Raw genomic sequence first — 20,716 nt, 5'->3', positions numbered from 1 at the left:
CGACGCTACCGGCCCGACTACTCGGACTTGGTGAAGCCCTCTGTGATCTTCTGCATGGCGGTCGTGAGCTCGCTCGGCACGATGATCGTGGTGTTGCCGTACGACGCGACCTTCTGCAGCGACTCGAGGTACTGGTAGGCCAGCAGCGACGCGTCCGGGTTGCCGGCGTGGATCGCGTTGAACACCGTCTCGATCGCTTTCGCCTGACCTTCGGCGCGCAGGATCTCCGACTCCCGCTGCCCCTGCGCCGACAGGATGGCGGCCTGCTTCTCCCCTTCCGCGTTGAGGATGGCGGCCTGCTTGGTGCCCTCGGCAGTCAGGATCGCCGCGCGCTTCTCCCGGTCGGCGCGCATCTGCTTCTCCATCGACTCCTGCACGCTGGCCGGCGGGTCGATGGACTTCAGCTCGACCCGGTTGACCCGGATGCCCCACTGGCCGGTCGCCTCGTCGAGCACGCCGCGCAGCTGGCCGTTGATCTGGTCGCGGCTGGTCAGCGTCCCTTCAAGGTCCATGCCGCCGATCACGTTGCGCAACGTGGTCACGGTCAGCTGCTCGATCGCCTGCAGGAAGTTGGCGATCTCGTACGTCGCGGCGCGAGGGTCGGTGACCGTGAAGTAGATGACCGTGTCGATGTTGACGACGAGGTTGTCGGAGGTGATCACCGGCTGCGGCGGGAAGCTGACCACCTGCTCACGCAGGTCGATCAGCGGCCGGAGCCGGTCGATGAACGGTACGACGAGCGCTACGCCCGCGTTGACCGTGCGGTTGTAGCGCCCGAGTCGCTCGATCACGCCGGCCCGCGCCTGCGGGACGATCCGCACCGAGCGCGCCACAACGATGATGAGCAGTACCGCGACGACGATGCCGACGACTGCGCCAGCGTTCATTCCTGTCCCCCTAAGCGATCGGTTCGGTGGTCGGATGCACGATCGCGGTAGCACCGTCGATCTTGACCACGTTGACCCACTGGCCGGCCGGGATGACGTAGCCGTCGATGTCCGGCCGAGCGCTCCAAGCCTCTCCGTTGATCCGCACCCGTCCGCCCTCGGCGGTGGTGATCGGGCTGATCGACATCACCCGGGTGCCGACGATGCGAGCCGCGCCGCTGCGGATCGCCGGCGGCGTACGCAGGTGTCGCCTCGCGATCGGCAGCACCGCCACGAGCAGAACGACCGCAGTCGCACCGAAGATGATCCACTGCCCGATGGCGGGGACACCGGCCGCCGCGGCGATCGCGGCGGCGAGCGCACCCACCGAGGTCATGGCAAGGACGAAGGTGAGCGTGAGCACCTCGGCGATCGCCAGCGCCACCGCGACGATCGCCCAGATCACCCAGGCGTCCACGGCGGAAGCGTAAGGCGTACGGCGCGTCGCGTCACCGTTGGTGACTTCGGCACCCGCCGGAGGGCCGCGGGTGTGGGATGCCCACATAGTCATCACGTGTGATGCGTGTCACGATGAAGCCGGATTCCCACAAGGAGTGCACGTGACAGAAGCGCTGCTACCGCAGCCATCAGAAGGCCCAGAGTTCGTACAGCTGCTGACCCCTGAGGGTCAGCGCGTCGAGCATCCCGACTACGCCCTCGACGTCTCCGACGAGGAGATCAAGGGCCTCTACCGCGACCTGGTCCTGGTCCGGCGCATCGACGTCGAGGCGACCGCGCTGCAGCGACAGGGCCAGCTCGGCCTGTGGGCCAGCCTGCTCGGCCAGGAAGCGGCGCAGGTGGGCGCCGGTCGCGCACTGACCGATCGCGACTTCGCCTTCCCGACCTACCGAGAGCACGGCGTCGCGTACTGCAAGGGCGTCGACCCGGTGACTCTGCTCGGGTTGTTCCGCGGCGTCAGCCAGGGCGGCTGGGACCCGCAGGCCAACGGCTTCGCGCTCTACACGATCGTCATCGGCTCGCAGACGCTGCACGCGACCGGCTACGCGATGGGCATCCAGCGCGACGGTGGCGACGCGGCGGCCATGGCTTTCTTCGGCGACGGCGCCTCGAGCCAAGGCGACGTCAACGAGGCGTTCGTCTGGGCGGCGTCTTACAACGCACCCGTCGTGTTCTTCTGTCAGAACAACCAGTGGGCGATCTCCGAGCCGGTGGCCCGGCAGACCCGCATCCCGCTGTATCACCGCGCGGAAGGGTTCGGGTTCCCCGGGGTGCGGGTCGACGGAAACGACGTCCTCGCCGTCCTCGCGGTCACCCGCGCCGCACTCGCCCGGGCACGGGAGGGCAGCGGTCCCACGCTGATCGAGGCCTACACCTACCGGATGGGCGCGCACACCACCTCCGACGACCCGACTCGCTATCGGCTTGCGGCCGACCTCGAGATCTGGAAGCTGAAGGACCCGGTCGAGCGGGTGAAGGCCTACCTGTCCCGCTCCGGCGCCGCCGACGCGACGTTCTTCGAGGAAGTCGACCAGGCCGCCGACGCCCTCGCCGCGCACATCCGCGCGGGCTGTCTCGCGCTGCCCGATCCGCAGCCGCTGTCGTTGTTCGACCACGTGTACGCCGACGGGTCGGCGTTGCTCGACGAGGAGCGCGAGGAGATGGCCGCCTACCTCGCGTCGTTCGACTCCGACGTCGCGCCCGAGACGGTGGCCCGCTGATGACCGCGACCCTCACCCTCGCCAAAGCCCTCAACGAAGGGCTGCGCAAGGCGATGGAAGCCGACTCCAAGGTCCTCGTCATGGGCGAGGACGTCGGCGCGCTCGGCGGGGTGTTCCGGGTGACGGACGGCCTGGCGAAGGACTTCGGCGAGGAACGGGTGATCGACACGCCGCTGGCCGAGTCCGGCATCATCGGCACCGCGATCGGGCTGTGCATTCGCGGCTTCCGGCCGGTGTGCGAGATCCAGTTCGACGGGTTCGTGTTCCCGGCCTTCGACCAGATCGTCACCCAGGTCGCGAAGATGCACTACCGGTCGTCGGGCAACGTGAAGCTGCCGATCACGATCCGAATCCCGTACGGCGGCGGGATCGGTGCGGTCGAGCACCACAGCGAGTCACCCGAGGCCTACTTCGCCCACACCGCCGGGCTGAAGGTCGTGACGTGTTCCAACCCGGCGGATGCCTACTGGATGATCCAGCAGACGGTCGCCTGTGACGACCCCGTCGTCTTCTTCGAGCCCAAGCGCCGCTACTGGGACAAGGCCGAGGTCGACACCGACCGCGCGCCCGATCCGCTGTGGTCGGCACGCGTCGCGCGCGCCGGGTCCCACGCCACGCTCATCACCTACGGACCCAGCGTGCGGACCTGCCTCGAGGCTTCGGCGGCCGCCGCCTCCGAAGGCCATGAGCTCGAAGTGGTCGACCTGCGCGCGCTCTCGCCGATCGACTGGGAGACCGTCTACGCCTCAGTGCGCAAGACCGGCCGAGCGATCGTCGTCGCGGAAGCGCCGGTGTTCGCCTCGCTCGCCGCCGAGATCGCAGCGCGCGTCACCGAGCGCTGCTTCTACTCCCTCGAGGCGCCGGTGCTGCGGGTCGGCGGCTACTCCACGCCGTACCCGGCCTCCCGGATGGAGGAGGACTACCTGCCGGACCTGGATCGGATCCTCGACGCCGTCGACCGGACGGCGGGCTTCTGATGGCACTCGAGACGTTCCTGCTGCCCGACCTCGGTGAGGGGCTGACCGAGGCGGAGATCCTCAACTGGCTGGTCGCCGAAGGCGACACCGTGACGCTGAACCAGCCGATCGTCGAAGTGGAGACCGCGAAGGCGGCGGTCGAGATCCCCTCGCCGTACGCCGGGGTCGTCACGAGGCTGCATCACCCGCAGGGCGACACCGTCGACGTGGGGCTGCCGCTGATCAGCTTCGAGGTCGGCGGCGGGGACGCCGCGGCCACCCAAGCGGCTCCCGTCATCCAGGGCGGCGACTTGGTGCCGAACGCGCCGAAGGCGGGCGGCGAAGAAAAGATCCAGGTGCTGGTCGGCAGCGGACCGAAGTCCGGCAATCTGGCGCGTCGCCCGCGCAAGCCGGCCCCAGCGGCCGGCGCTGTCCCAGCCGTGGCCGCGCCGGCTCCGGCGCCGGTCGCGGCCGGCCTGGCACAGGTCCACGTGCTGGCCAAGCCGCCGGTACGCAAGCTGGCGCGTGACCTCGGCGTCGACCTGCGCGGCATCGGTGGCAGCGGCCCGAACGGCTCGATCACCCGCGACGACGTACAGGCCGCAGCGGGTGCCCCGGCACCGACGCGCGGTGCGACCGCGCTGGCGCCGCGGCCTGACTTCGACCCGGCCACCCGCGAGCAGCGGATCCCGATCAAGGGCGTGCGCAAGGCGACCGCCGCCGCAATGGTGTCGAGCGCCTTCACCGCACCGCACGTGACGGAGTGGCTCACCGTCGACGTGAGCGAGACGATGGAGCTGGCACGCCGGCTGCGCGACCATCCGCAGTTCACCGGCACCAAGGTGTCGCCGCTGCTGCTGGTCGCCCGCGCGCTGATCATCGCGATCGGACGGCACCCGATGATCAACAGCAGCTGGGACGAGGCCGCGCAGGAGATCGTGGTCAAGGACTACGTCAACCTCGGGATCGCGGCAGCGACGCCACGAGGCTTGATCGTCCCGAACATCAAGGACGCCGGGGCGCTCTCACTGCCGCAGCTCGCCGCGGCGCTCGACGGCCTCGTGGCGACTGCCCGTGAGGGCAAGACCGCTCCCGCGGACATGCAACGCGGCACCATCACGATCACCAACGTCGGCGTCTTCGGAGTGGACAGCGGGACGCCGATCCTCAATCCCGGCGAGTCCGCGATCCTGTGCTTCGGCGCGGTACGCGACCAGCCGTGGGTGCACGAGGGGCAGCTGGCGATCCGCAAGGTGACGACGCTGGCGCTCTCCTTCGACCACCGGATCGTCGACGGTCAGCTCGGCAGCGAGTTCCTCGCCGACGTCACGGGCATGCTGGTCGACCCCTGGCGGATGGTCGACTTCGGGTAACCGCGGGCTCGGCGTTGGCTGCGCCAACTGGCGGCGAGCGAAGTGCTGCTGCGCTGTAGCCAGCGAGCCGCGGTCAACGCGCCGACAGCGACGAGCGCGGCACGCACCGCGGGGCTGCCGACGGTTGCCGACGCGATCCCGAAGACCGCGACTTGTACGCCGACCGCCACCCGCCACGACACCGGGCGCAACGCTTCGAACCGGGCGTGGAAGCGCCGTGCCGCCGCCGGGTTGTGCTGACGCGATCCGGTGAGCAGGCTCAGCCCCCGAATCGCGCCGAACCCGACGCCCAACCCCCACGCGATGAGCGGTCGGGCCGTGAGGGCGGCGGCGACCACCATCAGGTAGGTGATCGCGGACATGACGTAGGTCGCGAAGCCGGTCCCGATCTGCCAGCCGAAACCGGTCGCGTACACCCACGGCCGGAACCGGTTGACCCAGTTCTCGTCGACCTGGCGGGGGTGGGACGGCAGGCGCAGCCGGACGAGTCGCAGATCCGAGGACAGCGTGACGACGGCGGAGATGGCGCAGACCGTCATCACCGTCGTCGTACCCATCTCTGCCCACCGGGCGAGGAGACTCAGTGTCACGCCGGCGAGGCCGAGGCAAGTGCCGCCGAGGATGCCGCCGACGACGAACCAGGCCGCGGTCGACCAGTAGCGGTGCCCGCGGGCGCGCTCCCCGAACGGCGTGAGTGTCGACAACATCGAGGCGCCGCACGGCGACCACGTCCCACGGACCGCGGCGGTGACGGTCGTCGCAACAGCGATCCCGACGACGGCTGACATCTGCCCCCCCTGTACGGCCGAGTTGGACCGGTTTATATCCCACTGCCGTCTAAGGTTCCGGTTGTGTCACCGCTAGCGGCTCCGATTCTCGGGGCCGCGCTCCTGCTCGTGGCGAGCGGCGTCTCGAAGGTCGCCCGACCGAGCGGAGCGGTCATCGCCTTGCACGGCCTGGGAATCAGCCGCCGAGCGCCCGCCGCCGCAGTCGCGGTAGGCCTCGGCGAGTGTGCGGTGGGTGGCGCTGCGGTGGTCGCGGGTGGTCGTTGGCTCGACGGCGCGTTGGCCCTGATGTACGCCGGGTTCGCCGTGGTGCTCACGGTGCTGCTTCGTCGCGGGGTCTCGTCGTGTGGCTGTACGGCGAACGACCAGACGCCGCCGTCGGAGAGCCACCTGGTCCTCGTGAGTGCGATCGCGGCGGCAGCCGCCGGCGCCGCGATCGCTCGGCCGGTCACCGGCATCGGCGACCTGCTGCAAGGGCACCCCGGAGCGCCTCAGGTCGTCATGCTGGCATCCGCGATGCTCACCGCCTGGTGCGCTTGGGCAGTGATCACGTTGCTTCCCGCGTTGCGCCCTCGACAGGTGCGTTAGCAGTGCTGGCAGCGTTGATCGGCGAAAGCGTCGTGCTGTTGCTCGTCGTCGTACTCGTGGTCGGGCTGCTGCGCTCTCACGCCAGCATCCTGCGCATCCTGCACGAGGCCGGCCTCGACACCGATTCGGCGCCGCCCGCCGCAGCGCAGCCGCGGCTGCTGCAGATCGGCTCGGACGCCCTCGGTCGCGACGTTGCCGGGCTGTCGGTTGCCGGTGACGCGCTCTCCTTCGGGGTGGTCGGGGTCGACCGCGACACGTTGCTTGCGTTCCTGTCGACCACCTGTCACACCTGCGCCCCGTTCTGGGAGGCGTTCCGAGCCGTGGTCGTGGTGCCGGGCGGCGCGAGGCTGATCGTCGTGGTGGTCGAAGAGGACAGCACCGACCGACTCGCGCAGCTGGCGGGCTCGGATCTCGCGGTCGTCCGCTCCGATGCAGCTTGGCGTGACTACGAAGTGCCCGGGTCTCCCCATTTCGTCTACGTCGAGGGTCAGACGGGCCGGATCGTCGGTCAGGGCACCGCGGCCACCTGGCCTCAGGTGTTCGACCTGATGCAGCAGGCGCTCGGACCCGGGGCGACGAGAAGCGCCGCTGCGGACCGGGACAACGCCGAGCGCATCGACGCCGAGCTCGCGGCGGCGGGCATCGGACCCGGCCACCCGAGCCTCTTTCCGGCGACGACGCGGCGCCGCGACTGATGCGGATCAGCGCACACGGCCTTGCCGTCGACGCGCCGAGCGGATGGGACGTCCAGATCTTCAGACGTCCCGCCGGGGCCGGGGAGCAGACCTTCCCCGTCCTGCACGCCGCGAACTTCTCACTACCTGGTGGGCGCGGCGACTACGGTGCCGGGGCGGTCGAGGCGATGGGCCACCGCAACGTCTTCGTCGCTCTCGTCGAGCACGACGAGGAAGCGGCGCACACCCCGCTGTTCCGGCGCGACGGCTTCCCGCGCCCTGCGCCGAGTGACTTCTCCCCGCGCCAGCTGCAACGGCCGCTTCCGGGGCAGTGCGGGGCGCAGTACTTCTTCCATCTGAAGCGCCGGGCGTTCTGCCTCTATCTGGTGCTGGGCAGCAACGGGCGCCGTCGCCAGCTGCTCCAACTCGTCGACTCGGTGCTGCCTTCGGTCCGGGTGGCCTGAGCCGATGACCGCGACCGCGACGGAGCGACTCGTCACCTGGGCGTCTCGAGCGATCGAGCGACGGGTGAGCCGACGTGGCTTCCTCGCGCGGACGACGTTGGTGGGGACCGCAGTCAGCGCCGTGGGCTGGGACTTCATCGTCCGGCCCGGCAGCGCGTACGCCTGGGTGTGTGGCGAAGGGGCGAGCTGCTACTCCGGTTGGACCGCGATGTGCTGCTCGATCAACGGCGGGATCAACCAGTGCCCGCCCGGCAGCTTCGCGGGCGGATGGTGGAAAGCCGAAGGTGCGAGTCTGTGCGGCGGCAGCGCGCGCTACTACGTCGACTGTCAAGCCGAGTGCGTCGACTGCGGCTGCGGCGGAGGGCACTTCTGCGAAGAGGGGTGCTGGAGCTGCCGACCGCACTGTGCTGATGGCGGTTGCGACCGTCGCCGGGTCTGCCACACGGTGTTCCGCTACGGACAGTGCAACCGCCACCGGGAGTGTTCCGGGCCGGTGATGTGCCGCGCCATCTCGTGCACCCCGCCGTGGGAGTGGGCCGAGTGCTCGACTGCGGCGGCGACCAGCCAGGCGACCGTCAGCCACTCCGCGCCCTGCCTTCCCGGCTGGACGGCCATCAACGAGCGCTACACGAAGCTCGGCTCACAAGGGTCGATACTCGGGGCGACCGTCGGCCCGGAGGTCACCGGCGCGTTCGGACGAATGCAGCGTTACGTCAACGGACGGATGTACTCCTCCACCGAAACCGGGCCGCACTACCTGACCGGCGAGGTGCTGCGCTGCTACCTGGCGCTGACCGAGAGCGCGTCTCCGTTGCGGCTGCCGATCACCGACAGCCACCAGTTGCTCGGTGCCGGCGGCGACCTCGTCCTCGGCTCGACGGCGGCGTTCGAGCGCGGCGACATCTATCAACGGCACGGCGCGCCTGCCTTCGCGTTGTGGGGTGCCGTCGACGCCCGCTACCAAAGCGCCGGCGGCCCACGCGGGCCGTTGGGATTTCCCACCGCCACTGTCTCCCCGACCTCGGACGGAAGCGGTGAGTTCGCCACCTTCGACAACGGCGCGATCTATCTCCAGGGCGGCGGACATCCCTACGTCCTGCCCGGCGCGATCGCCGCGAAGTACGCCGACCTCGGTGCGGTGGACGGCCCGCTCGGCTACCCGACGAGCGACGCGACCGACGCGACCGACGCGGTCGGCAACGAGAGATCGCTGGTCAACTTCACCAACGGCGTCGTCGCCGAAGCGAACGGCGCGGCGTACGGCGTCTGGGGTGCGATCTACGCCGCGTGGGTCGAGCAAGGCGGCGCGGCCGGCGTCCTCGGTTTCCCGGTCTCCGACGTCACCACCGAAGGGGAGCTCGACCAGTGCACCTTCGAGTACGGCACGGTCACTGTCGACGACGACACCGGCGAGGTGACCACCACCCTGGATCCCGGCGCGCCGGGATCGGACTAGTGGTAGATCCAGACCGGCGTACCGACCGCGAGCACGTTGTAGTAGCGGTCCACCGCGAGATCGGTGATCCGTACGCAACCGTGGCTCGCGGCGTACGGCGGGACGTTGCTGCCGCTGTTGGTGTTGCCTTCGCCGTGGATCGCGTCGCCTGAGTAGTTGAAGTACGACGGACGCCACAACGTGCCGAGGGTGTCCGTCACGAGGTGGTCGATCTTGTAGCGGATCGTGAAGTGCCCGGTCGGTGTGATGGCGGTCGCGGTCAGGCCAGCGGAGTCGGTGTAGGTGTAGCCGCCGGCCGTGGACGTGTCGAGGATGCGCCACACCTTGCCGTACTTCGCGATCATCAGGATCTGCTTGGTCAGGTTGACCTCGACCGCGACCGGCGCGTTGGGGTACGGGTGCTCGAGATGCGGCACCTTCGGGTTGTCGAGCCGCCGCCACGTCTGCGTGCCGGCGACCCCGTCGCGGGCGATCCCCTGGACCTTCTCGAACGCGGTGACGGCGTGGACCATGTCCCAGCCGTACGTGCTCGACGGCGGCCCGACGTCGTAGTGGAGCTCGCGCAGGCGGCGTTGCAGCGCCCGCACCTCGGCGCCGGACGACCCGTACCGCAGCAGCGCGTGCGTGACCTCGATCCGGATCGCTGGGCTGCTGGCGGCACCGTGCTCGGCATTGGCCGCCTCGACGACCCGGTAGCGCACCGGCCCGACCACCGTCGGGGTGACGGCGAAGGAGAACCGTCCGCTGCCCGCACCCGCCTGTGCCACCGGCCGCCAGGTCGTCCCGTTGCGTCGCTGCAACTGAAGGGTGCCCGCGATCGCCGGTCGGACGGTGCCGGTCAGGTGAAAGGTCACCCCGGCGGCGGCGACCTCGACCGGGTGCAGCGTGAGCACCGGGACGATCTCCACCGACGCGGGCGGGCTCACCGCCGCGAGGTAGTTGCTGGTCGCGGGGGATGAGACGCGGTAGCGCTCGTTCTGTCGCGGCGTCACCGTCCACCGCACCGCGCCGGCGGAGTTGGTGGTGGCTGCCTGCGTCCCGGCAGCCGGCAGCCAGGCCCCCGCGCCGGTCGACTGTTGCAGCTCGGCCGTCACGCCGCCGACGGCGCCGGCCGCATCGGTGAGGGTGCCCGTCACGACCGTGCTGGCGCCGTACGTGACGCTCTGCCGCGAGATCGCGACCGCCCAGGTCGCCGGCTGCGGCGTGGGGACGGTCGTCACGGTGAAGGTGGGCCCGGTGTAGGTCGTCATACCGACCGTCGCCGTCACCGTCCCGCTCGTTGCGGTCGCGGGTACGACGGCGGTCAGCTCGGTCGCGCTGACCAGCGTCACCGTGGTCGCCGCGACGCCGTTGAAGGCGACGCTCGGGGTCACGGGAGCGGGGTCGGTGGGCGCGGGGAACGCCGTCGTCCCGGAGGCGTCAATGGTGACCGTCGTGCCGGCCGGCCCCGACGTGGGCGACAGCGTGAAGTCGGTGCCGTCCGCGGCGGCGGTGCCGACAGCCGTGGCCGAGAGCACGAGGGCGAACACCGCGACGGCGGTGCCGCGAAACCTGCCGGTCATGACGCTCCCGATGAGCTGACGCTACGCACTCGTCACCATAAGGCGCACTGGCCCAGCATTGGTCGAAGTCGGTCAGGTGGCGGTAGCAGGCGTCGCGCCGACCAGCCAGTTGAACGCCTTGGGCGCGCCGGTCACGTACATCGCGGTCCCGATCGCGATCAACGCGTGGTGGGCGAAGTAGGTGGCCGGGAAGCCGATCTGTCCGGGCGCGATCAGGTCGTTGAGGATCGTGCCGGTGGCCAGCGGCAGCACCAGCCCGATCGACACCGCACGGGCGGCGGGCGGGAGGACGGAGTCGGCGAGCAGAGCGGCGACGAGCGTGAACGTGACGGCGTCGCCGAGCCACACCCAGTCGTGGCCGGTCGGGGCGGGATGGCGGGTCACCCACCAGCCGGCCAGCACGATCAGGCACGGCACGACACGCAGGAAGTTCCACCGCGTCGGGCCGGGCTCGGGCCGTTCCGGCATCGCCTTCACCAGCAACCCGACGATCAGCAGCAGCAGCGCCGAGTCGACGATGACGCCGTAGGTGAACCACAGCTGGACCGCCGTCGGCTGGTCCCAGCCCAGCCCGAGTGACGCGCCGTCGTGGAACCCGCCGAGCACATTGGCCGCCGGATACGCCGCGACGACGGCGGCGAGCCAGCGTCGGCCGCCGGCGACCAGGAAGACCGCGACGATCGTCGGCAGCAGGACCGCGGCGACGCTTTCCAGCCCGGCGCGCAGCCAGACGCTGGTGCCGATCGCGTCGAGTCGGACGTAGGTGCTGGGGTGCTCGGTCTCGATCCGCTGGGCGGCGAACGCAGCGGCGGCGTTGAGAGTGTGAGCGGCGTTGCGGCACAGCCAGAACTGCCCCGTCGTCCAGACGGTGAGGATCGCTGTCAGCAGATACAGCGGTCGGGCGCGCAGGTTCTCGGCCACGACATGGCTTCGGCAACCCGTGACCGGCCTTTGACGAGCGAGTGGCCTAGTGGGGATCGACCGGATGGACCAGCGATTTTGGCACTGCCTCGCCGCAATCAGGGCGATGACTACCCGAAACCACCCAACTTCGCCATGGGCATTGTCGTGGCTGCGGCGCACGATGTGCCCATGATCTGGTTCCTGCTCGTGGCGGCCATGGCGGTGGTGGCCGGCCTGGTGTTCGCCGTCAGCGTCGAGTCGAGCCTGACCGGCGAGCCCGCACGTCCGGCCCGCCGGCCGGTGCGGTTGCGCGGGGAGCGCCTCTAGAAGGCGGTCTCCGGCAGGTCCATGACCTCGAGGTTGGCGCCTTCGACCACGACCCGCTCGGCGGCCAGCAGCGGCAGCCGGGTCTGGGCGAAGAACTTCGCGGCGACGACCTTGCCCTCGTAGAAGTCCTTGTCGCGCCCGTCCGCGCCGACCGTCAGGGCGTTGAGGGCGACCTCCGCCTGACGCAGCAGCAGCCAGCCGATGACGACGTCGCCGAGCGAGAGCAGCAGGCGGGAGGTGTTGAGCCCCACCTTGTACATGGACGGGGAGTCCTCGAGCGATGCGGTGAGGTAGCCGACCATCGTCTCGACCATGCCCTGCACGTCGCCCAGCGCCTTGGCCAGCAGCTCGCGCTCGTTCTTCAGCCGGCCGTTGCCTGCCTCGGAGTCGATGAAGCCCTGGATCTGACCGAACAGCCCGGTGAGCGCGGCGCCCTGGTCGCGGACGATCTTGCGGAAGAACAGGTCCATCCCCTGGATCGCGGTCGTGCCCTCGTAGAGGGTGTCGATCTTCGCGTCGCGGATGTACTGCTCGATCGGGTAGTCCTGAAGGAACCCCGAGCCGCCGAGCGTCTGCAGCGACTGCGAGCCGAGCAGCTCGTAGGAACGCTCCGAGCCGCAGCCCTTGACCAGCGGCAGCAGCAGGTCGTTGAGCCGCGTCGCCTCGGTCGCGTCCTCCCCACGTGAGGCCGCGTCGAGGACGGTGTCCTGCTGGCTCGCGGTGAACAGCACGAGCGCCCGCATGCCCTCGGCGTAGGCCTTCTGAAGCATCAGTGCGCGGCGTACGTCGGGGTGATGGGAGATCGTGACGCGGGGCGCGGCCTTGTCGAGCATCTGGGTCAGGTCGGCGCCCTGGACGCGAGTCTTGGCGAACTCCAGCGAGTTGAGGTAGCCGGTCGACAGCGTGGCGATCGCCTTGGTGCCGACCATCATGCGGGCCATCTCGATGACCTCGAACATCTGGGCGATGCCGTCGTGCACGTCGCCGACGAGCCAGCCCACCGCCGGGATGCCGTGCTCACCGAAGGTGAGCTCGCACGTCGCCGACACCTTCAGGCCCATCTTCTTCTCGACGTTGGTGACGAAGGCGCCGTTGCGCTCGCCGATCTCACCCGTCTCGGGATCGAAGTGGAACTTCGGTACGACGAACAGCGACAGACCCTTGGTGCCCGGCCCGGCACCTTCGGGGCGAGCCAGCACCAGGTGGATGATGTTCTCCGGAACGTCCCACTCGCCGCTGGTGATGAAGCGCTTGACGCCCTCGATGTGCCACGAGCCGTCCGGCTGCTGGGTCGCCTTGGTGCGCCCGGCGCCGACGTCGGAGCCGGCGTCCGGCTCGGTCAGGACCATGGTCGCGCCCCAGTTGCGGTCGACCATCATCTGGGCGATCTTGCGCTGGGTCTCGTTGCCGTTGCGGTAGAGGATCTGCGCGAACGACGGGCCGGCGGCGTACATGTGGATCGCCGGGTTGGCGCCGAGCACCATCTCGCCGGCGGCCCAGTAGAACGACGGCGGCAGGCCCGGGCCACCGAGCTCCGCGGTGAGCGAGAGCCGGTCCCAGCCCGAGTCGATCAGTGACCGGTAGGACTTCTTGAACGACTCAGGCAGCGTCACGGTGTGGGCGTCCGGGTCGAACACCGGCGGGTGACGGTCGGCGTCGGCGAACGAGTCGGCAAGGGGGCCCTCGGCGAGGCGGCGCACCTCGTCCAGGATCGACTTGACGGTGTCCACGTCGAGGTCGGCGAACGCGCCCTGCCCGAGGATGTCGCCGCGCCCGAGCACCTCGAAGAGGTTGAACTCGACGTCGCGGAGGTTCGACTTGTAGTGGCCCATGATTGCTCACACTCCCGTGGCGGGACGCAGGGTTGGGTGTCCAGCCAGCTGGGCTACCCACCGGTAACAACGAGAAGGTTACCCCCGGGTAACCGCGAGTAAGCAACTTCCGTTCTTCGCGCGTTTCCGGGCGGGGTGCAGACTGGATCGATGTCCCGAAGCCAGGAGGTCGCGCGTGAGCAGGCTCACGTCGACGAGCTCTACGGCCGGCTGGACGAGCTGCGCGAGCAGGCTCGCGATCGGCTGACCGAGGTACGTCGGCGCGGCGCCTCCGGCACGCCCCAGGCGCGCAGCGAGCGGGACGCGTTCGCCGCGCTCTACGAGGACCGGCTCGCCCAGCTCGAGGCCGTGGAGCCGGGCCTGTGCTTCGGTCGGCTGGACCTCTCCGGGGGCGAGCGGCTGCACGTCGGGCGCATCGGGCTCACCGACGAGCGCCACGACACGATGCTGGTCGACTGGCGGGCGCCGGCCGCGGAGCCGTTCTACCGGGCGACGCCGGCCGACCCGCTCGGCGTCGTGCGCCGGCGGCACCTGCGCACCCGCGCGAGAGCGGTGCTCGACGTCGAGGACGACGTGCTCGACGTCGAGGAGCTGACCGACGCCGACCGCGAGACCCTCGGCGGGGGCGGCGCGCTGCTGGCGGCGCTCACCGAGAGCCGGACCGGCCGGATGCGCGACATCGTGGCCACGATCCAGGCGGAGCAGGACCGGGTCATCCGCGCGGACCCGACCGGTGTCCTCGTCGTACAAGGCGGCCCCGGCACCGGCAAGACGGCCGTCGCGCTGCATCGTGCGGCGTACCTGCTCTATTCCAACCGGGAACGGCTGGCGCGCTCCGGCGTGCTCGTCGTCGGTCCCGGGCAGACGTTCCTGCGCTACATCGAGCAGGTGTTGCCCTCCCTGGGCGAGACCGGCGTGCTGCTGTCGACGCTGTCCGGTCTGATCCCCGGGATCGAGGCTCGCGGCAAGGAGCCGGACGAGGTCGCCCGGATCAAGTCGGACGCACGGATGGCTCAGGTCGTCGCGGCCGCGGTCGCGTCGCGGCAGCGAGTGCCGGACGGACCGGTGACGATCGAGGTCGAGGACTACGACCTGGTCATCGAGCCGTCGGTGATCGCAGCCGCCCGGGCGCGCACCCGCCGCAGCCGGCGCCGTCACAACCGGGCCCGCTACGCCTTCGCGAAGTCGGTGCTGCGCGCCGTGATGGGCGAGCTCGCCGTCGTCGATCCGAAGCTGGCCGCGGAGCGCTGGGTGGTCCGCACCGTCATGGGCTCGGATGCGTTTCGTGCGGTCATCGACGAGTGCTGGCCGCGGCTGTCGATGGCCGATCTGGTCCGCGACCTGTTGACGCCGGCCGGCCTCGCCCGGGCCGGTCGCGACATCTTGAGCCGGCGTGAGCAGGAGCTGCTCGTCCGCGAGCCGGACGCGCCCTGGACACCTGCCGACGTACCGCTGCTCGACGAGGCATGGGCGCTGCTCGGCGATCCGGAAGAAGTGTTGCGAGCGGCAGCCGAACGTCGCCGCCTCCGGCTGGAACGGGCGTACGCGCAGGAGGTCATCGCCGCCAGCGGCTTGCGCGGCCAGGTCGACGCGGATGCGCTGGCCGAGCGGTTCGGCGCGCCGGGGGTGGGCGGGCGCAGCCTCGTCGAACGCGCCGCGGGAGATCCGGACTGGGAGTTCGGTCACGTCATCGTCGACGAGGCGCAGGAGCTCTCGCCGATGGCGTGGCGGATGCTGGTGCGCCGGTGCCCGATGCGTTCGATGACCGTGGTCGGCGACGTCGACCAGCTCGCCGCGCCGTGGGGCACCCGGCGGTGGGCAGACACGCTGGACACGGTCGCGCCGCAGCGTTGGGACCTCCGCGAGCTGACCGTCAACTACCGCACGCCGAGTGAGATCATGGCCGTGGCGGCCGACGTACTCGCTGCCGTCGATCCCGCCGCGACGCCGCCGTCCTCGGTACGCGACGCGGGGCACGAGCCGCAAGCGCACCGGGTCGACGACGCGGCCGGACTCGGGGCGACGGTGGTGGACGTCGTGGTCGCGGCTCGGGCGGCCATCGGTGACGGCCGGCTGGCCGTCCTCGCCGCCGGCGGCGACTTCGCCGCCGTGCAGGCAGCGCTCGACGAGGGCTTCCCGGGAGAGGTCGGGACCGGGTCCGCGGGCCTGGACGCGCCGATCGCCGTCCTCGAGATCGGGGACGCCAAGGGCCTGGAGTTCGACGCGGTCGTCGTCGTCGAGCCCGCGGCGTGGCTGGCCGAGGGTGAGCGGGGCCTGCGCGACCTCTACGTCGCGCTGACTCGTGCGACCCAGCGGCTCGACGTCGTCTACGCCGACCAGCTGCCCGACGTACTGGCCCGGCTGCGTGCCGACACGGCTGGCGCCGGGGTCGATCCCGCTTCGCTCGTCGGCGCCCCGCATTGACCGGCTCCAACGTGTCGTTCCCGCGGCTACGGGCGCGGACGCAGCGTTTCACCCTCGGTGAGCCGCGCACCTTCACGATCTGCGCGGACGGCGAGCGGGTGCTGTTCCTGCGTGCAGCCGCGGGCGACGACCCGCGCACCGGCCTGTGGGTGGTCGATGCGGCCGACGGCGTCGAGCGGCCGGTCGTCGACCCGGCCGCCGACGGCGAGCTGACCGCTACCGAGCGCGCTCGCCGCGAACGACTGCGCGAGGGCGCCACCGGTGTCGTGTCGTACGCCGCCGACGACTCCGGTCGGGTGGTTGCCTACGCCGCGGGCGGCCGGCTGTGCGTCGTGACGGTCGACACGGGCGAGATCCGAGAGGTCGGCTCCGCCAGCGCGTGCTTCGACCCGCGTCCCGACCCGACCGGTGCGCGTGTGGCGTTCGTCGACGGCGCCGCTGTGCGCGTGGTCGACATCGACGGCGGGAACGAGCAGGTGCTCGCCGACGAACCGTCGCCGACCGTCTCGTGGGGGCGCGCCGAGTTCGTCGCGGCGGAGGAGATGAACCGCTTCCGCGGCTACTGGTGGGCGCCGGAGGGCCGGTCGCTGCTGGTGGCGCGGGTCGACGAAGCCCCCGTCGCGCAGTGGTGGATCGCCGACCCGGCGCACCCGGATCGCGAGCCCACCGCGGTGCGCTATCCCGCCGCCGGGACGGCGGACGTCGACGTGACGCTCTGGCACGTCCAGCTCGACGGCTCCAGGCAGGAGGTCGTCTGGGACCGCGAGCGCTCGCCGTACCTCGGCCGGGTCCACTGGAGTGCCGGCGGGCCGCCGCTGCTCGCAGTGGTGAGTCGTGACCAGCGGGAGATCCGCACCCTGGCGGTCGACGTCGAGACCGGTGAGACGGCTGAGCTTGCCGTCGACTCGGATCCGGCATGGGTGGAGCTCTTCGACGGCGTACCGATGTGGTGGCGCGACGAGCTCGTGCGGGTGGCCGACGTGACCGGGGTCCGCGGCCTGTGGGTGGGGGCGCGGCGGGTCACGCCCGACGACATGTACGTCCGCGACGTCGTGGGGGTCCACCGCGGTGGGCTGACCTTCACCGCGTCGAAGGGCGATCCCACCTCGATCAACGCCTACTGGTGGGACGGCGAGCAGGTGTGCGAGGTGGCCGGCGGCACCGGCATCCATCGCGCGCTGGTCGGCGGCGCCACGACGGTGACCGTGGAGTCCGGCCTGACCCAGTTCGGTGGCCAGGCCCACATCCACTTCGACGCCAGGCGGGTCGAGGTGCGCTCGCTGGCGCTGACACCGCCCTTCGAGCCGAAGGTCCGGATGCTCCGGCTGGGATCCCGGTCGCTGTGCGCCGGCTTGGTGCTGCCGCGCGAGCACGTCGCGGGGACGAAGCTGCCGGTGCTCATGGACCCGTACGGCGGGCCGCACTCGCAGCGTGTGCTCTCGGTTCGCTCCGCCTGGCTCGAGCCGCAGTGGCTCGCCGACCAGGGGTTCGCCGTACTCGTCGTCGACAACCGCGGCATGGCCGGGCGTGACCCGGCGTGGGAGCGCGAGGTGCACCTGGACTTCGCCGGGCCCGTGCTCGACGACCAGGTGGACGCGTTGCATGCGGCGGCCGAGGTCGAGCCGGATCTCGACCTGAGCCGGGTCGGCATCCGCGGCTGGTCGTTCGGCGGCTGGCTCGCGGCACTCGCGGTGCTGCGCCGACCGGACGTCTTTCACGCGGCCGTCGCCGGCGCTCCGGTCACCGACTGGGCGCTCTACGACACCTTCTACACCGAGCGCTACCTCGGTACGCCGGACGCGCAGCCTGCGGCGTACCGCGCGAACTCACTGCTCACCGACGCTGACACGCTCTCGCGGCCGCTGTTGCTCATCCACGGGCTGGCCGACGACAACGTCTTCGCCGCGCACACGTTGCGGCTCTCGCAGCGGCTCACCGAGGCGGGCCGGCCGCACAGCGTGCTCCCACTGACCGGCGTGACGCACATGACGCCGCAGGAGACGGTGGCCGAGTACCTGCTCCTGCTTCAGGTCGCCTTCCTCAACCAGCACCTGCGAGCGGATGACACATAGGTACTGCTATATGGCGATACGGGTGTGCCACGCGTACCGCCATGGCGACACCCATGTGCCATTCGCTCAGGGGGCGGCGGCCTTGGCGGCGGCTTTGGCGGCGCGCTCCTTGGCGAACGCCAGTGCCTCGTCCCAGGACGCCTGCGCGGCGAGCATCGCGCGGTACTTCATGATCTGCGAGCGCTGTTCCAGGGCGAGCGCGCCGGAGAGCTTGTCCCCCCGCCGGTACAACGTGACGAACGAGTCGCCGTCGAGGTCGCCGGCGACCGGCAGGACCTCGTCGGCATCCGCGGCGACGCCGACGAACTGGATCCGCTTGCCGTACCAGTCCGACCAGAAGTACGGGACGGTCTCGAACGGGGTCGCCGCGCCCGGGTCGGCGGCGTTGCGGCCGGCGTGACCGCCTTGCTCGGCCGCGATGGTCCAGTGCTCCAACCGCATCCGCCGCCCGAACGTCGGGTTGAGCCAGTTCGCGATGTCGCCCGCGGCGTACACCCCCTCGGCGCTGGTACGCAGGAACTCGTCGCAGACGACGCCGTTGTCCAGCTCGACGCAGCCGCGCAGCCACTCGGTGTTGGGCGTGACCCCGATGCCCACGACCACCAGCTCGGCCTCGATCGTCGTGCCGTCGGCGAGCCGGACGGCGCGGACCTTGTCCTCGCCTTCGAGCGCCTCGACCCCGACGCCGACCCGCAGCGTGGTGCCGTTGCGCTCGTGCAGCGAGGCGAGCACCCGGCCCATCTGTTCGCCGACCGGGCGGGCGAGTGGTGTCGCCATGGCCTCGACGACCGTCACCTCGACACCGCGGGCGCGGGCGGACGCAGCGATCTCCGAGCCGATGAACCCGGCGCCGACGACCACGGTGCGCGCCCCGGAGTCGAGCGCCTCGCGGATCTTGCGCGCGTCGTCGATCGTGCGAAGCACGTGCACGCCGGCCAGCTGCTCGGTGCCCGGGATGGTGCGCGGCGTCGCGCCCGTGGCGATCACGGCCGTCGTGTAGCGAAGCGGCCCGTCGGAGGTGGCGATCTCGCGACCGTCCGGGTCGAGCCCGGTCGCGGCGGTACCGAGCCGGACGTCGATGCCGAGCTCGTCGCGCAGCATCGCCTGCTCGCGCAGCACCGTCGGGGCCGGTACGGCGTCGGCGGTCAGGAACTCCTTCGACAGCGGCGGCCGGTCGTACGGGGTGTGGGGCTCGTCGCCGAGGAGAGTGATCGCTCCGGTGAACCCGCTGCGGCGGGCGCCCTCGGCGGCACGCAGCCCCGCCAGAGACGCGCCGACGACGACGAGGTGGGGCTGCTCGCTCACGCCGGCGACGCTACCGAAGCAGGGTCCGGCACGTGCCACGGATGGGCTTGAATGGACGTCGTGCCCGCACTCGCGATCAGGCCCGGACGGCTCCCCGTCCCGCCACCCGAGCCGTTCCACGCCGGGGGCAGCGGTACGCCGATGGTCCTGCTCCACGGGTTCACCGACACCTGGCGTACCTGGAACCCGGTGCTTGCGGCGCTCGAAGCGCACCATCGGGTCTTCGCGCCGGCCTTGCCGGGCCATTACGGCGGGCCGCCGGTGCCGGCGGGCGGTCCGGCGATGATCACTGCCAGTCTCGACCTGCTGGAGCGCCAGCTCGACGAGCAAGGCATCGGCCAGGCGCATCTGGTCGGAAACTCCCTCGGCGGGTGGGCCGCGCTCGAGCTGGCGGTCCGCGGCCGCGCGCTGTCAGTCGTCGCACTGTGCCCGGCCGGCGGCTGGGAGATCGGTTCCGCCGAAGACCACCGGATCCTGCGCTACTTCCGGTCCGCTCAGCGGCGGCTGCGGGCGAGCGCGCCGATGCTGCCGCGGATCGCGCGGACCCCGGCGCTTCGTCGCGTTGCGTTCCGTGACCTGATGGCTCGCCCCGGCAACGTCACCGCTGAGGCCGCCATGGCGTTCTTCACGGGGGCTGCCAACTGCACCGTGTTCGCCGACGCGGTCGCGCAGGCCGCGGCGGGGAACGCCTTCGACGAGCTCGGCCCGATCGAGGTGCCGGTGCGGATCCTCTACGGCACACGGGATCGGCTGATCCGGTGGCCCGCCTGTTACCAGCGGATGCAGCGAATGGTTCCGCAGGCCGAGTTCGTCCCGCTTCCCGGCCTCGGCCACATGCCGATGTGGGACGACCCGGAGGTCGTCGTACGCCGGATCCTGGAGGTCAGCGCCCCGGCAAACTCTGTGGGTGTCCGTCGGGAGGCGACCGGTGCGGTATAGCGTGCCTTCGCAGCGCTGCTCGAGGACCGGAGGGGGATGTGGCTGAGACCAGCAGGGTCATCCGGCCCGCCGCGGTGCTCAAGCAGGCCGAGGCGCAGCTCGTCGTCGACGAGCTGGCGCGCCTCGACGTCGCCAACGGCGGCGTCTGGATCGTCAACCCCGGACTCTGGCAGCGCTTCGACAAGCCATGGGACGGCCCGGGCGGCATGGCCGGCTCGTCCATGCTGGTCGGCACGATCGCCACGGCCTACGGCGCACCCACGCGGTACGACATCACGATCTACCGCGTCACCGTGACCGACCACGGCAGCAAGCGCGGGTGGACGGTGGAGTCGCTGTGCAACGACGCGCTCGGTTACGCCGGGCTGACGCTGGACACCTGCTCGCGTGCTGAGCTGAAGGACCCGCCGCCCCGCGACCCGTTCCACTAGGTCGGACGAAACCGGACGGC

The 20,716-nt window shown here is 70.9% G+C and carries 18 protein-coding genes and 1 pseudogene; 12 read left to right on the top strand and 7 right to left on the bottom strand.

All coding sequences use genetic code 11. The features are described 5' to 3' along the window. Window positions 1–26 precede the first annotated feature (26 nt). Together VG899_04035 and VG899_04030 are read right to left on the bottom strand one after the other, a co-directional pair. A pseudogene (locus VG899_04035) lies at window positions 27–887 on the bottom strand (SPFH domain-containing protein). A gap of 10 nt (window positions 888–897) precedes the next feature. Further along, the gene (locus VG899_04030; GenBank protein HWA65522.1) at window positions 898–1,344 is read right to left on the bottom strand and encodes an NfeD family protein; all 447 of its coding nucleotides are present in this window, start codon (window positions 1,342–1,344) and stop codon (window positions 898–900) included. 142 nt (window positions 1,345–1,486) lie between these two features. Here VG899_04030 and pdhA point away from each other — a divergent pair, with 142 nt between their 5' ends. Genes pdhA through VG899_04015 form a run of 3 tightly spaced genes read left to right on the top strand, consistent with a single transcriptional unit; the run spans window position 1,487 to window position 4,934 of the window. Further along, the gene (pdhA, locus tag VG899_04025; GenBank protein HWA65521.1) at window positions 1,487–2,605 is read left to right on the top strand and encodes a pyruvate dehydrogenase (acetyl-transferring) E1 component subunit alpha; all 1,119 of its coding nucleotides are present in this window, start codon (window positions 1,487–1,489) and stop codon (window positions 2,603–2,605) included. Further along, window positions 2,605–3,582: an alpha-ketoacid dehydrogenase subunit beta gene (locus VG899_04020; GenBank protein HWA65520.1), complete on the top strand. Its 978-nt coding sequence runs from the start codon at window positions 2,605–2,607 to the stop codon at window positions 3,580–3,582. The genes pdhA and VG899_04020 overlap by 1 nt, the downstream gene beginning before the upstream one ends. Next, entirely contained in the window at window positions 3,582–4,934 is a 1,353-nt protein-coding gene (locus VG899_04015; GenBank protein ID HWA65519.1) for a dihydrolipoamide acetyltransferase family protein, read from the top strand. Before VG899_04020 ends, VG899_04015 begins: the two co-directional genes overlap by 1 nt. Here VG899_04015 and VG899_04010 read toward each other — a convergent pair. Continuing rightward, the gene (locus tag VG899_04010; protein HWA65518.1) at window positions 4,859–5,722 is read right to left on the bottom strand and encodes a hypothetical protein; all 864 of its coding nucleotides are present in this window, start codon (window positions 5,720–5,722) and stop codon (window positions 4,859–4,861) included. The two genes, VG899_04015 and VG899_04010, sit on opposite strands and share 76 nt — an antisense overlap. Before the next feature lie 63 nt (window positions 5,723–5,785). Between VG899_04010 and VG899_04005 the strand changes: the two genes are divergently transcribed. From VG899_04005 to VG899_03990, 4 genes are read left to right on the top strand one after another with little or no spacing between them, the layout of a single operon-like run. Beyond that, complete coding sequence (locus VG899_04005; GenBank protein HWA65517.1) at window positions 5,786–6,307, top strand: MauE/DoxX family redox-associated membrane protein; 522 nt, start codon at window positions 5,786–5,788, stop codon at window positions 6,305–6,307. Between the two features lie 2 nt (window positions 6,308–6,309). Then, window positions 6,310–7,002, top strand: a complete 693-nt coding sequence (locus VG899_04000) for a hypothetical protein (protein HWA65516.1) — start codon at window positions 6,310–6,312, stop codon at window positions 7,000–7,002. Continuing rightward, the gene (locus tag VG899_03995) at window positions 7,002–7,445 is read left to right on the top strand and encodes a hypothetical protein (GenBank protein HWA65515.1); all 444 of its coding nucleotides are present in this window, start codon (window positions 7,002–7,004) and stop codon (window positions 7,443–7,445) included. The genes VG899_04000 and VG899_03995 overlap by 1 nt, the downstream gene beginning before the upstream one ends. 4 nt (window positions 7,446–7,449) lie before the next feature. Beyond that, window positions 7,450–8,901, top strand: a complete 1,452-nt coding sequence (locus tag VG899_03990; GenBank protein ID HWA65514.1) for a hypothetical protein — start codon at window positions 7,450–7,452, stop codon at window positions 8,899–8,901. Here the strand turns inward: VG899_03990 and VG899_03985 are convergent. Both VG899_03985 and VG899_03980 read right to left on the bottom strand, forming a co-directional pair. Further along, window positions 8,898–10,463 carry a peptidoglycan-binding protein gene (locus VG899_03985; protein ID HWA65513.1) on the bottom strand — a complete coding sequence of 522 codons (1,566 nt, stop codon included), beginning with the start codon at window positions 10,461–10,463 and terminating at the stop codon, window positions 8,898–8,900. The genes VG899_03990 and VG899_03985 overlap by 4 nt on opposite strands. Before the next feature lie 72 nt (window positions 10,464–10,535). Continuing rightward, complete coding sequence (locus tag VG899_03980; GenBank protein HWA65512.1) at window positions 10,536–11,384, bottom strand: hypothetical protein; 849 nt, start codon at window positions 11,382–11,384, stop codon at window positions 10,536–10,538. A 171-nt stretch (window positions 11,385–11,555) separates the two neighbouring features. On the opposite strand from VG899_03980, the gene VG899_03975 reads away from it, so the two are divergent. Then, the gene (locus VG899_03975) at window positions 11,556–11,693 is read left to right on the top strand and encodes a hypothetical protein (protein HWA65511.1); all 138 of its coding nucleotides are present in this window, start codon (window positions 11,556–11,558) and stop codon (window positions 11,691–11,693) included. Here the strand turns inward: VG899_03975 and VG899_03970 are convergent. Beyond that, window positions 11,690–13,525: an acyl-CoA dehydrogenase gene (locus VG899_03970; GenBank protein HWA65510.1), complete on the bottom strand. Its 1,836-nt coding sequence runs from the start codon at window positions 13,523–13,525 to the stop codon at window positions 11,690–11,692. The genes VG899_03975 and VG899_03970 overlap by 4 nt on opposite strands. A 150-nt stretch (window positions 13,526–13,675) precedes the next feature. Here VG899_03970 and VG899_03965 point away from each other — a divergent pair, with 150 nt between their 5' ends. After that, window positions 13,676–15,949 carry an ATP-binding domain-containing protein gene (locus VG899_03965; GenBank protein ID HWA65509.1) on the top strand — a complete coding sequence of 758 codons (2,274 nt, stop codon included), beginning with the start codon at window positions 13,676–13,678 and terminating at the stop codon, window positions 15,947–15,949. Further along, window positions 15,946–18,021: a prolyl oligopeptidase family serine peptidase gene (locus VG899_03960; GenBank protein ID HWA65508.1), complete on the top strand. Its 2,076-nt coding sequence runs from the start codon at window positions 15,946–15,948 to the stop codon at window positions 18,019–18,021. The genes VG899_03965 and VG899_03960 overlap by 4 nt, the downstream gene beginning before the upstream one ends. Before the next feature lie 66 nt (window positions 18,022–18,087). On the opposite strand, the gene VG899_03955 is transcribed toward VG899_03960, so the two are convergent. Further along, on the bottom strand, window positions 18,088–19,326 hold the full coding sequence (locus VG899_03955; protein ID HWA65507.1) for an FAD-dependent oxidoreductase: 1,239 nt from the start codon (window positions 19,324–19,326) through the stop codon (window positions 18,088–18,090). 51 nt (window positions 19,327–19,377) lie between these two features. Here VG899_03955 and VG899_03950 point away from each other — a divergent pair, with 51 nt between their 5' ends. Next, window positions 19,378–20,265 carry an alpha/beta fold hydrolase gene (locus VG899_03950; protein HWA65506.1) on the top strand — a complete coding sequence of 296 codons (888 nt, stop codon included), beginning with the start codon at window positions 19,378–19,380 and terminating at the stop codon, window positions 20,263–20,265. Window positions 20,266–20,303: 38 nt separating this feature from the next. Next, window positions 20,304–20,696 (top strand): hypothetical protein, encoded by a 393-nt coding sequence (locus VG899_03945; protein HWA65505.1) that lies wholly within the window; start codon window positions 20,304–20,306, stop codon window positions 20,694–20,696. The last annotated feature ends 20 nt before the right edge of the window (window positions 20,697–20,716 follow it).

The sequence above is a fragment of the Mycobacteriales bacterium genome, assembly GCA_035550055.1.
Classification (GTDB): Bacteria; Actinomycetota; Actinomycetes; order JAFAQI01; family JAFAQI01; genus DASZTV01.
This window is presented reverse-complemented; position numbering and strand designations above follow the sequence as displayed.

Bases quoted from the DNA above. Each gene is read 5' to 3' on its own strand.
- VG899_04020 (HWA65520.1), top strand. From the start codon at position 2,605: ATGACCGCGACCCTCACCCTCGCCAAAGCCCTCAACGAAGGGCTGCGC.
- VG899_04015 (HWA65519.1), top strand. From the start codon at position 3,582: ATGGCACTCGAGACGTTCCTGCTGCCCGACCTCGGTGAGGGGCTGACC.
- VG899_04010 (HWA65518.1), bottom strand. From the start codon at position 5,722: ATGTCAGCCGTCGTCGGGATCGCTGTTGCGACGACCGTCACCGCCGCG.
- VG899_03995 (HWA65515.1), top strand. From the start codon at position 7,002: ATGCGGATCAGCGCACACGGCCTTGCCGTCGACGCGCCGAGCGGATGG.
- VG899_03990 (HWA65514.1), top strand. From the start codon at position 7,450: ATGACCGCGACCGCGACGGAGCGACTCGTCACCTGGGCGTCTCGAGCG.
- VG899_03985 (HWA65513.1), bottom strand. From the start codon at position 10,463: ATGACCGGCAGGTTTCGCGGCACCGCCGTCGCGGTGTTCGCCCTCGTG.
- VG899_03975 (HWA65511.1), top strand. From the start codon at position 11,556: ATGATCTGGTTCCTGCTCGTGGCGGCCATGGCGGTGGTGGCCGGCCTG.
- VG899_03970 (HWA65510.1), bottom strand. From the start codon at position 13,525: ATGGGCCACTACAAGTCGAACCTCCGCGACGTCGAGTTCAACCTCTTC.
- VG899_03965 (HWA65509.1), top strand. From the start codon at position 13,676: ATGTCCCGAAGCCAGGAGGTCGCGCGTGAGCAGGCTCACGTCGACGAG.
- VG899_03950 (HWA65506.1), top strand. From the start codon at position 19,378: ATGGACGTCGTGCCCGCACTCGCGATCAGGCCCGGACGGCTCCCCGTC.